Source organism: Oceanobacillus sp. HCA-5259 (genome assembly GCF_037892815.1).
Taxonomy (GTDB): domain Bacteria; phylum Bacillota; class Bacilli; order Bacillales; family Amphibacillaceae; genus Oceanobacillus; species Oceanobacillus indicireducens.
Window position 1 is genome coordinate 21,979 of record NZ_JBBKBV010000013.1, and the last position, 13,867, is coordinate 35,845.

The window sequence follows — 13,867 nt, forward strand, 5'->3', positions numbered from 1 at the left end:
TTGCTTTTTCTTAAGGGAGAGGTGTTGGAATGATTTTAACTGTTACATTAAATCCATCGGTTGATATTAGTTATAAGCCCGAACACTTTAAGGTCTGTTCAGGAAACCGCGTTAAAGAAACCTCTAAGACAACTGGTAGAAAAGGTCTTAATGTTAGAAGAGAATGATCCAAAACAACTCATTCCATATGCCTTATCGATGGGAGTTTTGAAAGCGATGGAAGAGAAAACAGGAACATATTAATCCTGAAAAGGTCAATTGGTGTGTGGAACAAATAGAATTAAAAGAGATATTATTGTACGAAGAGTGAGGGGGGATCTCATAGACACGTTTGATTGATACATTGACGGATCAATCTGATCCTATGAATTGCATAGATAACGGAAAATCCGTATCTTCAATACTTTATTGGTCTTTTTGCCTTTCAAGAGGAAACGCCGTTTGATGCATCCCTGATGACTCACTTTCGCAAACACCTGGACGCATCCATCATCAACCAAGTGGAATGTTGTTTTGTTAACGAGGATTTACAGAAGACTGTTTTAATTGAATAGCAATCAACTATTTATAATAAGTATAGCGTTTTTGATTATGGAGACTATATATTTTTAGCTTGGGTTATAAGGAGGGGATTTTAGAGGTAGCTGTTTATTATAAAGCTAATGATAGGACGTTGTATAAAGGATTAATTGAGTTTTTCGGACGGAATTAGCCAGTAAATGCGGGGGATTAATATACAATAAATGTTGATGATTAAGCCAAAGATAATATTTAAATATGGAGATCCGCCACCACTGACTTAACTTTTGTCCGTGTAGAAGATGTGTGTAGGTGAGGTGTAAATCATGCTGCCTTTTTCTTCCTTTTTACTATAGTAACTACTCACTAGCTACACCTAATTGCCCAGAAAATTGACTGCAAAACTTATCCTCATTTTGATGGTAAGCATGTCAAAGAAATCGAGGAAAGCACTAGATTCAATTGCTTCCCTCGTATATGTTTCATTCTATGAATCTACACTCTATACACTACTCTTCTACGTCTCCAGATCATTTAAAATAAATTTCTTCAAACCCGTATCTTTCCTCAGTTTCCTCCTCGCCTCTTTCGCCCAGCCTTTCACTGCTTCAATAGAGGCCTCTTCTTGTTTTGCAATTTCTTTTATTGTCAGGTCCTCAATTACATAATACTTTAGCCATTTCCATTGCTTCTCCGTTAATAAGTCTCTGATGTGTTTCCAAAGATCGGAGTTATGTTTTAAATGTTCGTCTAAACTTGATCCCTCAAGGGTTGCATTGTTTGCCTTATGGAATATTTCTGTATCGAATGCTCCTTCTTCGTCTTTAGAGGCAAGCACTTCTTTTTCTATTCTACGACTTTCTTTTCGAATCGAATCAATTAGGCGATTGCGAATCATGAAGTTGAAATACGTACCTAGCGGACCTTTATTTGGTTGATACTTTTCATAAGCTTTCCACATTCCAATTAAACCTTCTTGGAAAAATTCATGGTGGGGGTCTCGGATGTTTAACTTGTGGAGGTGATAGTGGATGCGGCGTTCGTTCTGTTCAAAGATTTCCTCAAACGTAAACTTCTGTTTCTCCATCATGTTAATATCTCCCTCGTATATGTATTTATACTTATAATCGACTATTAACAGCAAAAAGGGGTGAAGTGAGTCTAAAGGAAGTGGGGTGTTAATTTTTTAGGACTATAAGCATATCCCATTATTTACAATATAGGAAATTATTAGCGGAAAGTAAAGGGAAATTGAAGTATTTCCTCTAAAAATCGTTCGACATTATTCGGTATTGTTAGCGAATATTGTCGATCCTGTTGATGAAAAAATATTATACATGGAGTGATAGAGATAATTGTTAAGCAGATTTGATAGATTGAAACGTTGTGTCTGTGGAATGCGAAGGTGATGAAAAATTGAGATCAGCGGTGGGATAGGCGGAAATTAATTTGATCTGTTGTGTTCATATTTGGAATCTCTTCAAATAAGTATGTAAGATGTATGATGCAACCTACGTCATGGCGCTCACTCCTTAACTAACTCCTAACAGTGCATCATCTATTCATACTGCCTTCCTCTGCTTTGGTCGGACCGTATTTTTGAGTCAGTTAAAACCTTTCTTTTGTTTCGTTAACGGGACTTATTGCGGAAGGGTGCTTTTATTGAATAGTAATCAATTTTTACAATAATCATAACATCATTTAATCCAGAGGAATCAAAAACAAGGGGCATTGGATGTGAATGTCACGGTATTAAAGATAATCTTCACATCTAGGATAGGGAAAAACATAGTAGCTGCTGCACATGGCCTGGAAACGATTGATACACTCACTAGATTTAAGCGTATTAGAGCGTGTATAAAGAGGTTTGAAGTAAGAGGGGGGAGGAGTTTTCTGTTTGACTCTGGTTATTTAATTGGTAAGTTTGTGCGGGATAAGGAAACAGTACAGGCTTGTTTATTGATTGCAGATGTTAACGTTTTATTTCGTTATGTAATGAAGGGGTATGTAATAGCGAAGAAAGAAATTAAAGTCATCAATATTTTTAAAAAATACCGATAATTAAATAAAGTTTTATTATAAAAAGTATTGCGTTTCAATTAAACTCGTGGTAATATTTTTTCAAATACTTTGTACGTACATACTAACATATGTACAAAGGTATTATTTATAAAAATATCATTTGGAGGGGTTAAGAATGAGAGAAAGATTAAAAACAAAGCCGTTAGAGGAAATCGTTGAGAATATTTTCGTTCCAAGTATTCAAAATGATATTAATAATTATTTTATGAACATGATTATTGCGAGTAAGGCGCATCTTATCATGTTAGTTAATGAAAACATCATTAATGAAGAGAAAGGTAAGGTGATACTGGAAGTATTAAACGAAATGGAGGAAACAGGAGATGGAATTTTAGAAATTAATCCAGAACTTGAAGATTTATATTTCAATATCGAGAATTATATCGTAGAAAAATTGGGAATGGAGATTGGTGGAAGTTTACACACTGGCCGAAGTAGGAATGACTTAAATGCAACGGTGTTTAGAATGAATACTAGGGAAAAAGTGTTGGGAATTTTAAATGATTTAAACGAATTACGTAGTGGCCTTATAAATTTGGCGGATGAGAATGTAGATGTTGTAATGTCAGGCTACACACATATGCAACCAGCCGAACCGATAACTTTTGCACATTACATTTCCGGAATATTGTTCTCGTTGGAAAGAGATTTTTCAAGGTTAGAACATGCGTATAAGAATCTTAATTTCAGTCCATTAGGATCCGCAGCAATTGCTTCTACATCGTTTCCAATCGATAGGATTTTTACAGCAGAATTACTAGGTTTCGATAACATTACCTTTAACTCTTTAGATAGTGTAGCTTCTAGAGATTTTGTTTTAGAAATTCTTTCAGCTCTAAATACGACATTAATAACATTAAGTAGGCTCAGCCATGACTTTTATATTTGGACTACTGCAGAATTTTCACTAATAGAACTAGAGGATTCTATAGCTGCTGTTAGCAGCATCATGCCACAGAAAAAGAATCCAATTATTTTAGAACATATTAAAGCTAAATCAGCACATATACAGGGTGCATATGTTTCGGCTTCCAGTTCGTTGAAAAATACGCCATTCGGTCATACAAGAGATAGTAGCGTGGAAAGTATAAAGTTTTTTGAAGATGCATTAGAAGAAGCCAAGAAGGCACTTATCTTAATGAAAGTAACTGTAACATCTATTAAAGTGGACAGAGATTTAGCATATAAACGCTGTGCTTCTAATTTTTCTACAGTTACTGAATTAGCTAATATGTTGGTGAGAGAAGAAGGTTTATCATTTAGAATGGCACATGGTGTTGTTGCTAAATTTGTTAATCAAAAAATTAACTCTAGTGAATTATTAAATGATAATGACCAAGAAATATTACAATATGCTTATAAAAGTGTTGTTGGGGAAGATGGTAGCCTTTCGAAGGGTCTTATTGAATTAGCATTAGAACCTCTTCAAAATGTATCGAAAAAGAAAACACTTGGAGGACCTGCGCCATCTGAGGTGAAACTTCAGTTAAAAAGATTGAAAAATAACTTAGTTGAAGACCAAAAATTATATTTAAATAAGAAAAAACAAGTGGAAAATAGTAAAGACATCTTGGATGAGAAAGTAAGTCGTTTAATTCAATCAGCAAATAAAGTATGAGGGGGTTATTACATGGATGAGAATAACGGAATTCCTTTGTATTACCAATTAAAAGAGTTGATAAAAGAAAATATTAGTAAGGGAGTTTGGAAGCCGGAAGAAAAAATACCAAATGAGATTGAGTTAGCTGAACAATATAATATCAGCAGATCAACTGTTAGGCAGGCAATATTACCATTAGTTAGAGAAGGTTTACTATACCGTAAACAAGGCAGAGGGACATTTGTTTCGAAACCAAAACTTGCCGCAGACTTCATAAATTTCTATTTACCTAGAGAGTTAGGGAATAAACACGTTTTGGTTAAGCTAAAGGAGATTGAAACGTCTGATTTTGTCAGGGAGTCATTAAGAATTGACGCTACACAGAAAGTATATGAATTATCTCGTATCAGATATATTCAATTGTCCAACGAAGAACCAGTAGCAATTGAAAAATCGTATATAGCTTCTGACTTAGTTCCGAATTTTACCGATCATACATTTGATGGGAGGTTACATGATTTACTAGCTGATGAATATGGTATCAAGATTGTTAATGCGGAAAGTTATATAGATCCTGTGATCGTGGATGAATATGAGGCAAGCCAGTTAGATGTAGAACCAGTGACTCCAGCTTTGAAAATAACAAGAATTGCAAAGCAATTTAACGAAGAACCTGTAGTTTTAACAATTAGTATCATTCGAGGAGATAGGTGTCGAATATTCCTGAAATCGGAACAGCCCGTAAATCAAATGTGAAAGGTTGGAGAGTATATTGATTAAAAAAAACTTATTCATTATTACAATTAGTATAATGGTTGTTTTCGTACTTGCTGGCTGTGGCTATGAATTGAATGAAGGTGAAGAAGAAAATGAAGACTTAGAGGTAGATGATGCGGTATCGGTGGCAGTTTCTGACTTTAGTTTAAAAGATGAGGAGAGCAGACTGCTATTAGGTACCTCCAGTCAAGGAGGAACTTATTATGTTTGGGGCGGCGGTTGGGCCAAGATAATGGGTGATAGTATTCCGGGATTAGATATATCTGTCGAAGTAACAGGAGGCCCAGTAACCAATGTACAATTGATTGATCAGGGAGAAATGGACATCGGTTTTGTTACAACTTGGCTCGGTGGCGAGGCTTATGAAGGAATAGGTTGGGCAGATAAAAAATATGATAATTTCGGATCACTTTTCCCTATGTATCCGAGTATTTTATATTTGTATAGCTTACAAGATATTCCAATTGAAACAATTCAAGATATTAATGGGAAACATATTAGCGTTGGTCCCCCAGGATCAACAAGTGATATAGCGGGACGTGCCGTTTTAGACAATTTGGGGATTGAAACGAGAGAAATAAGTGCATTACCAACTAATACTCAAGTAGATAATCTAAAAGATGGTTTAGTAGATGCTAACTTTGCAGTTGCAGGAGCGCCAGGTCCGTTTATGTTGGATTTAGAAGCTACCCATGATGTAAGACATATCGAGTTAAGCGATGAAGAGATAGATAAAATGCTAGAAGACTACCCATATTGGACTACTTATGAGGTTCCATCAGATATGTATAAAGATTTAGATGAAGATATTACACAAATAGCTTTTTGGAACGTGGCGATAGCCTCTCTAGAACTTTCAGAAGAGTTAGTATATGAACTTGTGAAACAAACTTTTGAAAATCATCAACAATTATTAAATGTTGATCCTACTTCTAAGGATACATTAGCCGAAAATGTGATTCATAACGGGATGCCCCTTCATCCGGGAGCATATAAGTATTATAAAGAAATAGGAATTGAAATTTCCGATGAACTTGTCCCTCCCGAGAAGAATGACTAGTAGTATCAATTACTCTGTAAAGGATGTGCCTTATTATGGATGAATTTCAAGGTGATTCTGTTAAGCAAGATAAAGATAATTATAAAGATGTTCAGGAGCTGGATCGCGAGAGTAACACAAGAGATTTAAAAAAAGTGTATCGTTATATCGTCGTATCAATCGCAGTAGCAATGTCTCTTTTTCATATTTACGCTTTGGGGATTAAACCTGTTACTCCTTGGGTTTTATATTCAGTTCATTTAGGAATGGGGGCTGTATTAGTATTATTCTTATATCCAATGAGTAAAAAGAGTAAGAGGGATAGTATTAATCTATTAGATGCAACTTTAATTCTACTAATCATAGGGGCAACTGGCTATTTAATCATTAATGGTGATGAGTTAGTTTATCGTATTGGAATTAACCCGACAAATTGGGATGTAATAGTCGGCACAGGTATTTTATTGGTTGTATTAGAGATAACGAGGCGTACATGTGGATTACTTTTGCCCATAATTGCAGTAATATTCATTATATATGCTAGATTCGGTGAATATGTACCTGGAATTTTAGGGCATAGAGGTTATAGTTGGGATCGCATTATCAGTTATTTAAAGGGGATGGATGCTATATTCAGTGTTCCATTAGCAGCTTCCGCTACCTTCGTATTTTTGTTTATTGTATTTAGTTCATTTGTCCAGGTATCTGGGGCAGGGAAATTCTTTATTGATTTTGCCATGAGTTTGACAGGTAAAACAAGAGGTGGTCCAGCGAAAACTGCTGTTGTAGGAAGTGCGTTATTTGGAACCATAACAGGGAATTCCGTCGCAAACGTTGTATCATCTGGGGCCTTTACTATTCCACTAATGAAGCAAACAGGATATAAAGCGAGATTTGCAGCAGCAGTAGAAGCAGTAGCGTCTACCGGTGGACAAATTATGCCACCTATATTAGGATCTGCTGCCTTTATCATGGCTATGTTAGTTGGCGTGCCCTATTCAACCATTGTTATAGCATCAATTATTCCAGCATTATTGTATTTCGCATCGATATTAATTATGGTTGATTTTGAAGCAGCTAAGAAGGGACTTAAAGGATTACCCGCTTCTAAATTACCTAAACTTGCTGAAGTTATGAAGAGATTTCATTTAATCATTCCTTTACTTGTTTTAATTTTTATCTTGGTTATTCTACAGTTCAGCCCGATAAGAGCTGCACTCTGGGCAATTGCTACATGTATTATCGTTTCGTTATTTAGAAAAGATACAAGAATGAACTTAAAGAAAATTGTGGAAGCGCTTTCGAGTGGAGCTCAAAATGCTCTACAAATGATTGCAGCATGTGCAACAGCTGGAATTATTATTGGAGTCTTAAATCTGACAGGTAGTGGTTTAAAATTTGCTAGTGTAATTATTTCATTAGCTGGAGATATGTTGCCGGTTGCCTTAGTTCTAACAATGATAGCTACGATTATCTTGGGTATGGGATTACCCACTACGGCAGCATATTTGATTACAGCAGCAGTTATTACACCTGCCCTCGTTGAACTAGGAGTTGATCTGCTACTAGCTCATATGTTTGTATTTTACTTTGCATGTCTATCTGCAATTACTCCACCTATTGCTTTGGCATCGTACGCAGGTGCGGGAATAGCGAAAGCAAAGCCTTTAGAGGTTTCATTTACATCTGTAAAACTAGGCTTGGTTGCTTTTATCATCCCTTACATGTTCGTATATGGTCCATCGTTATTAGGGATTGGTTCACCGACTGCAATAGCGTTATCAATAGCTACATCTTTAATAGGTGTCTTCGTGTTAGGATGTGCTTTACAAGGCTGGTTCTGGGGGAAACAAGCAAATATGGTGTTACGGGGTCTATTGTTCATTGCCTCCATAGTATTAATTTACCCAGGTGTTATTAGTGATTTAATAGGGTTTTCTCTAATTTTAGTTTCTTTTATCTTAAGATATAGCGTTTACAAGTATCAAACCGTAAAAGGTGAAAAAATAGCATAATGTTTATTAAATAAGGAGGAGTTAAAAAGATGAATATTGCAATTATTGGAGCGGGAAATGGTGGTCAAACAATGGCAGCTCACCTTACATTAGAAGGTCATAAGGTGAAACTATACGATATAAATGAAAACTTAATTTCAGAATTAAATAATGTAGGAGGAATTCATTGTGATGGTATGATTAAAGGGTTTGCACCTGTTGAGGCTACTACTAATCTTATAGAAACACTAGAAGATGCGGAAGTTATCATGTGTACGACCAATGCAAACTCCCATTCCAAGGTTGCTGAATCTGTTGCACCTTACGTTCAAGACGGTCAAGTTATTCTAATTTTTCCTGGTTACTGGGGAGCATTGGAGTTCTCCGAAGTGCTAGATAGAGCGGGGAATAATAAGCGAGTTTACGTTGCGGAAACAGAGTCTTTAATCTATGCATGTAGGTATAATAAGCCTGGTTATGTCACAGTAAGAGGGGTTAAAGAAAAATTAGAGTTTGCCACTTATCCATCCGAAGACGTGGGGCAAGTGAAATCAAAATTGGAAAAAATATATCCACAATTATTACCGAAAAAAAGTGTGATTCGAACATCCTTAAATAATGTGAATCCGATATTTCATACCCCTATAACTCTTATGAATGTAGGTTGGATTGAATCTGAAAAAGACTTTTACTTTTATCCAGAGGGTGCTTCACCATCCGTTGTAAGAGTGATGGAGAAATTAGAAGCGGAACGTTTAGCCCTCGGTAAAACAATTGGTGTTGAATTATCCTCCTCCTTAGAATTACTTCATCGTTTTTATGGTGTGAAAGAAAATACATTATATGAGGCAATTAATAAAAACAAAGCTTATCAGACAGGAAAAGCTCCTACAACCTTAAAATACCGTTATATATATGAAGACATTCCATATGGCCTTGTCCCTATCTCTGAATTGGGAACAGCATTAGATGTACTAACACCATGTACAGATTTGCTTATTGACTTAGCAGAAATAGCTGTTGGTGAAGACTTAAGGGAAAGTGGAGTTAAATTAGAAAGGTTCGGGTTAAAGGATATGACAAAAGGTGAAATTATTGAACTATTGAATTATTGAATTACTAAGTAGAATATATAGATAGTTTCAAAAGAAGTGATAAAAATAGGATCTCCTAAAGTTGAAGAAAATGAAAAAATTAAAAGTAGCGATATGCACAATGGTATGTGCCATATTGCTACTTTTTCCTTTGTTGCAGCAACCATGCTCTTCCTTTTTTTGTTTGACTGAGTCGATTTCACTTCAATTTGTAAGAAGTAGTATCATCGAAATTCACAATGGCTCGTGTATGTAATAGACTATTTCAATGTTTTCGAACTATAGATGAAATTTACAGTAAAAGTGATAAAATATTTAATAGGTACTTAGTTAGTGATTATTGCATTCAATTTGTACCACCTTTGCAGTTCTTTTTACCAATGTTTGCGGAGGAGTTTACCATACTTTGCGGAACCGATTACCATTAGCTCCCCTTTATTCCGGTAACAACATCGGATTAACACAGTTGTGCAATTTTTTAATTCTATTGTGATAAAAGAATGAACCAGTACACTCACTTGAATAAAACACTATTTTAACCACAGCTTTAGCTGCTTGCCCTTGACCGCCGTGCCACTTCTTAGTGATCGCTGGAAGGGGTCGGGGCCCCGCCAGCGGAACTTAGAAGTGATTGTCCGTGGTAAGCTATTGATGCGAATGGGCCGTAAAGGCTTTATTTCTGCCATTCGCCATCAAATCCACTACCACGGACACAAACAAGGTCAAGGGTGGTGGTATTGTTGCTAAATACTAGAGCGTGTATACTGGTTTTTCATTCGGCAATGGTGGATTGAAATTGTGTCCTGAGTGTTTAAAAACATGGGAAAAAGAGGGCTATGCTATGTCTTTCGTAATCATTGGTAAACTCTTCCGCAAAGACTGGTACATTTCATCGCAAAGCATGGTAAAAAGAACCGCACAGCTGGTAAAAATCGTCCGCAATACTCAGTTAGGAATGGAGAGGTGATTTCTTTGTTAAAAGATGAAATACTAAATCATTTGGAGCAGCTAACAGCTAACATACACCTTATCAGAAAATAGTGACTTAAAAATGTTTACGGCTGCCTCGGTAAGTAGTAAGTAGGTATTTTAACTTAAAAAGAAATACAATTAGTCATTATTTAAATCTGCTATATGAAGAGGAGCAGTTAATAAAAATTAATACCAGACCGGTTTACTTTTTTCATCGATCAGTAATAGAGAATAAGTACTTTCCTTTTGAAAAAACAAAATTTAACCAGGCGATGAAATGTTTCGGTATATATCTTTATCCATGAGTGAAGAAAAAGATTTATTTAGTTCGTTAATAGGTAGGGGGTTAAACAACAAATAGAAGCTAACCAGGGAGTTATCTTTTTGAATGAGGTACATCGGTTTTTGCTTCGCAGTTTATTTTACACTTCAGAGTATCCTTTTAATCCCCGCCGATAATTGATTAAACATTAATTATCGGCGGGGATCTGATCAGGCTGGAACACCATTCTTTACCTATGCATTTTCACTTTTAACTGATCAAAATGAATGTTTTTTAAAAGCATCAGTATGATTACACATTATTAATCTGTAATACCAAATCGCTCGTTAAGTAGTTTAGTATCTTCAATGTACTTTAGTAGTTCGGCTTTATTTTCTAGAGTAAATAAATATATAAGTATATCAATAATAAATACTGTTCCTATATGTGAATTGGAATAAGAATGAGAATCCACACTCGTTAAGAGCAAAACTTCAGCATTTTTACCTATATTATTACTATGTGAGTTTGTTATTGCAACTTGTGGAATACCTTTTTCATTTAAATAATCACTATACAATCTCATTCTTTTTGAATAGGATGGAATTGAAATGAAAAGCACTAGATCTTTGTCATTTAACTTTCGAATATAATCTAATGATTCAACTGATTCTCCATCCATAATTTTTGAATTACCAAAGAGTTCATTTAAGTGTACGTTTAATGTATAGGCCGGCCCATAAGAGTTTTGTCTAGCTAATATAAGAACTCTTGCTGCATCTTTAATTTTATTTATAAATTTAACAAACATATTAATGGAATTATTTTTAAATACATCATCTATATTTTCTAATGATTTATTATAGACATTGAGTAGATCTGCGTTTATATTTTTAAAGTCTTTAGATGCACTTATCTGCTCGTTAGCAGGATAAGCTAATCTAGATTTTAATATTTTTTGTAGTTCTTTTTGAAAATCTGGAAATCCAGAAAACCCTAAGTCCTGCGAAAACCTAACAACAACAGATTCACTAGCTTTAGCATTTTTTGCCACTTTTGATGCTGGTAAGAAAGCTGCTTCTAACCAATTATCTAAAACATAGTAAGCTACTCTTTTTTTTGCCTCACTAAGTGTCTCCAACGATACTTGAATCTTCTCAAATAATGACATAGCTACCTCTCCAGTATACTTTATTCATTAATTCTATCCTAACATAGTTAAATCAACAGTGTTACAAAATATAAAAAATCAATGGGATTAATAAATTATTATCTAATGTGATACTAATGATTTTACTATGAATCGAAAAATATAATTATTTATTGATATTAGGAAGAGCGGGGAACATTGGCTCAATTTCCATGTGTTCTATCCTTCTTCCATTTTTTATAAAGTCAAAGTTGTATAATTTTGAGGCTAGATTAATTATAGAATTTATTATTGGGGTTTCTAAATCAATTATCTGTGCTAATTCTTTCATCGGTACAAGCCCCATAGGAATATCTTCCATAATATACCTTGAGTTTATCTCGGTGGGAGCTAGGATGTCTTTATAGATATTGTTCATTTGTATTGATTCGTACAGAGTTTTTCCAGCAACTCCATAATTAAAATTAACCCATTCCCTTGCAGAAGGTATTTGTAATCCAAAGGCTTGAGCTATTGATAGCCTTTCCTTGTCTAATGACTCTAATAAATTAGCAATTGATGGACTGATACCTTCATGATAATATTTGAAGCTTTCTTTGTTATCGATTCTGGTTAAGTTAAATAAAAAAGGGATGGGATGAAAAACGGCTCCAATATTGCTTAAGCTGGTAGATATCACATCAATACTATTATGGAAGTGTGGTAAAAGTTTATTTAATTTATTGCTTATTTCCTGGGAAGCGTGTTTAGGAAGTGAGGCTATACCTACACTTTTTTTGATTCCATGAATTACTATTTCAGTTGAACTGTTTTTTCTAGCAGCAAATAACATGGTTTCCGCTTCGGCTATAATGTTCTTTTTTCCTACTGAGTTAAATATTTTTTTGAATTCCATTGCCCCACCAGTTCTTCCCGGATGTAATACTACAACTTGATTCTCCTTTATAACTTTTGATAAATCAATTGCAACAGATCTATGTGCGTAAGCTGGAACTACTATAAATATATAATCAACATTATTAATACCTCTTTGCAGATTATTTGTAGCCAAATTAAATTTTACTTGTTTAGAAACTCCATTAGAAATGATTGTTATCTTCTTATTGTTTTTCTTAATTGGCTGGACAACACTCTCTTGGTTGTCAAATAAATTAACTTTAAACCCCCTTTCAATAAGCATTCCTCCAAATGCTAGACCACCATTACCAGCCCCTATAATGAGAATCTCCAATTTATTTCCTCCTAAACAATAATTATTGTTGCTTTGCAAGAATAATTGTGATAAATTAAATTATATACTAATTCTGAAAAGGGGGAAAGTAATTTGTTTTCAAATGTATTGTTTTTAAACCAAGAGGATGTAAAAAAGTGTGGGGGAGAGGATATGTCTCTTGCTATTGAAGTAATGGAGAGCGTTTTTTCATTGCATCAAAAAGAAGATTATGTACTACCCAATAAAAGTGTATTGCGTTGGGGAGACATAGATTCAGAAACCACACGTGGGAGAGTAAATTCAATGCCAGCTTCTATTGGAGGTGAATTTCAATCGGTTGGTATAAAGTGGATTTCCAGTTCTCCCACTAATCCCGATAAATATGGATTACCAAGGGCTTCGGGGATTATTATATTAAATGATTATGAAACCCTGTTTCCTAAAGCGATAATGGATGGTATGTTATTAAGCGCGATGCGAACTGGAGCAAATTCAGGTGTCGCTGCTAAATATCTAGCGAGAGAAGATTCTAAAGTTTTGGGATTGATTGGTGCAGGTGCGCAAAATAAAACACAATTAATGGCTATGAAGAGTGTTTTGAAAAACTTAACCGAAGTGAAAATAAATGACCTTAATAAAGAACGTGCCCATCTATTTGCAGAAGAAATGAACGAGAAAGTAAATTTACCAATAAAAGTAGTTGATACAGCTGAGGAAGCAGTAAGAGGATCTGATGTTTTCATTACTGCAACAGTTTCTAAAACTCCAATAGTAAAATATGAATGGATTGATAAGGGATCCCTATATTTACATGTTGGAAGTCATGAATGTGAATATGAAGTCATCGAAAAAGCAGATAAAATCGTAGTTGATGATTGGGAGGAACTAAAACATAGAGGTGTCGAAACTATTTCTTTGATGTATGCTGAAGGGGAATTTAATGAAAGTAGGATTGATGCTCAACTCGGTGAAATAGTCAATAATATTAAACATGGAAGAATGAACAACGATGAGTTTATATATTTTAATAGTGTAGGAATGGGGATTCAAGATGTTGCATTAGCATCGGTTGTTTATGAAAAAGCAGTGGAGAAAAAAATTGGTAAACAATTAAATATGTGGGGAAATCCGACTTTTGCTTAATGTGTTGTAAGTGCTTACAAAG

At 34.8% G+C, this 13,867-nt stretch carries 10 protein-coding genes and 2 pseudogenes; 9 read left to right on the top strand and 3 right to left on the bottom strand.

The window, feature by feature from the left end; genetic code table 11:
• Positions 1-29: 29 nt before the first annotated feature.
• Positions 30-161: pseudogene (locus tag WKU33_RS09370) on the top strand (tagatose-6-phosphate kinase); the annotation flags it as partial.
• 216 nt (positions 162-377) lie between these two features.
• Positions 378-479: pseudogene (locus tag WKU33_RS09375) on the top strand (transposase); the annotation flags it as partial.
• A 557-nt stretch (positions 480-1,036) separates the two neighbouring features.
• On the opposite strand, the gene WKU33_RS09380 reads toward WKU33_RS09375, so the two are convergent.
• The gene (locus tag WKU33_RS09380; protein ID WP_232334288.1) at positions 1,037-1,609 is read right to left on the bottom strand and encodes a sigma-70 family RNA polymerase sigma factor; all 573 of its coding nucleotides are present in this window, start codon (positions 1,607-1,609) and stop codon (positions 1,037-1,039) included.
• 647 nt (positions 1,610-2,256) lie between these two features.
• On the opposite strand from WKU33_RS09380, the gene WKU33_RS09385 reads away from it, so the two are divergent.
• The 6 genes from WKU33_RS09385 to WKU33_RS09410 all read left to right on the top strand — a co-directional run bounded on the left by WKU33_RS09385 (position 2,257) and on the right by WKU33_RS09410 (position 9,126).
• The gene (locus WKU33_RS09385) at positions 2,257-2,580 is read left to right on the top strand and encodes a hypothetical protein (RefSeq protein ID WP_340454259.1); all 324 of its coding nucleotides are present in this window, start codon (positions 2,257-2,259) and stop codon (positions 2,578-2,580) included.
• Between the two features lie 136 nt (positions 2,581-2,716).
• Positions 2,717-4,219, top strand: a complete 1,503-nt coding sequence (gene argH / locus WKU33_RS09390) for an argininosuccinate lyase (protein ID WP_156854463.1) — start codon at positions 2,717-2,719, stop codon at positions 4,217-4,219.
• A gap of 12 nt (positions 4,220-4,231) precedes the next feature.
• A complete protein-coding gene (locus WKU33_RS09395; RefSeq protein ID WP_340454262.1) occupies positions 4,232-4,957 on the top strand; it encodes a GntR family transcriptional regulator in 726 nt (241 codons plus the stop codon).
• 16 nt (positions 4,958-4,973) lie between these two features.
• The gene (locus WKU33_RS09400; protein ID WP_340454264.1) at positions 4,974-6,038 is read left to right on the top strand and encodes a TAXI family TRAP transporter solute-binding subunit; all 1,065 of its coding nucleotides are present in this window, start codon (positions 4,974-4,976) and stop codon (positions 6,036-6,038) included.
• Between the two features lie 35 nt (positions 6,039-6,073).
• Complete coding sequence (locus WKU33_RS09405) at positions 6,074-8,032, top strand: TRAP transporter permease (RefSeq protein WP_340454265.1); 1,959 nt, start codon at positions 6,074-6,076, stop codon at positions 8,030-8,032.
• A gap of 29 nt (positions 8,033-8,061) precedes the next feature.
• Complete coding sequence (locus WKU33_RS09410; protein ID WP_156854471.1) at positions 8,062-9,126, top strand: NAD/NADP-dependent octopine/nopaline dehydrogenase family protein; 1,065 nt, start codon at positions 8,062-8,064, stop codon at positions 9,124-9,126.
• A 1,535-nt stretch (positions 9,127-10,661) separates the two neighbouring features.
• Here WKU33_RS09410 and WKU33_RS09415 read toward each other — a convergent pair.
• Both WKU33_RS09415 and WKU33_RS09420 read right to left on the bottom strand, forming a co-directional pair.
• Positions 10,662-11,510: a MurR/RpiR family transcriptional regulator gene (locus WKU33_RS09415; RefSeq protein WP_156854473.1), complete on the bottom strand. Its 849-nt coding sequence runs from the start codon at positions 11,508-11,510 to the stop codon at positions 10,662-10,664.
• A 145-nt stretch (positions 11,511-11,655) separates the two neighbouring features.
• The gene (locus tag WKU33_RS09420) at positions 11,656-12,720 is read right to left on the bottom strand and encodes an NAD/NADP octopine/nopaline dehydrogenase family protein (RefSeq protein ID WP_198042549.1); all 1,065 of its coding nucleotides are present in this window, start codon (positions 12,718-12,720) and stop codon (positions 11,656-11,658) included.
• 174 nt (positions 12,721-12,894) lie between these two features.
• On the opposite strand from WKU33_RS09420, the gene WKU33_RS09425 reads away from it, so the two are divergent.
• Positions 12,895-13,845, top strand: coding sequence for a hypothetical protein (locus tag WKU33_RS09425; RefSeq protein WP_370459684.1), 951 nt, complete (start codon positions 12,895-12,897; stop codon positions 13,843-13,845).
• The last annotated feature ends 22 nt before the right edge of the window (positions 13,846-13,867 follow it).

Bases quoted from the DNA above. Each gene is read 5' to 3' on its own strand.
- WKU33_RS09380 (WP_232334288.1), bottom strand. From the start codon at position 1,609: ATGATGGAGAAACAGAAGTTTACGTTTGAGGAAATCTTTGAACAGAAC.
- argH (WP_156854463.1), top strand. From the start codon at position 2,717: ATGAGAGAAAGATTAAAAACAAAGCCGTTAGAGGAAATCGTTGAGAAT.
- WKU33_RS09395 (WP_340454262.1), top strand. From the start codon at position 4,232: ATGGATGAGAATAACGGAATTCCTTTGTATTACCAATTAAAAGAGTTG.
- WKU33_RS09405 (WP_340454265.1), top strand. From the start codon at position 6,074: ATGGATGAATTTCAAGGTGATTCTGTTAAGCAAGATAAAGATAATTAT.
- WKU33_RS09410 (WP_156854471.1), top strand. From the start codon at position 8,062: ATGAATATTGCAATTATTGGAGCGGGAAATGGTGGTCAAACAATGGCA.
- WKU33_RS09415 (WP_156854473.1), bottom strand. From the start codon at position 11,510: ATGTCATTATTTGAGAAGATTCAAGTATCGTTGGAGACACTTAGTGAG.
- WKU33_RS09425 (WP_370459684.1), top strand. From the start codon at position 12,895: ATGGAGAGCGTTTTTTCATTGCATCAAAAAGAAGATTATGTACTACCC.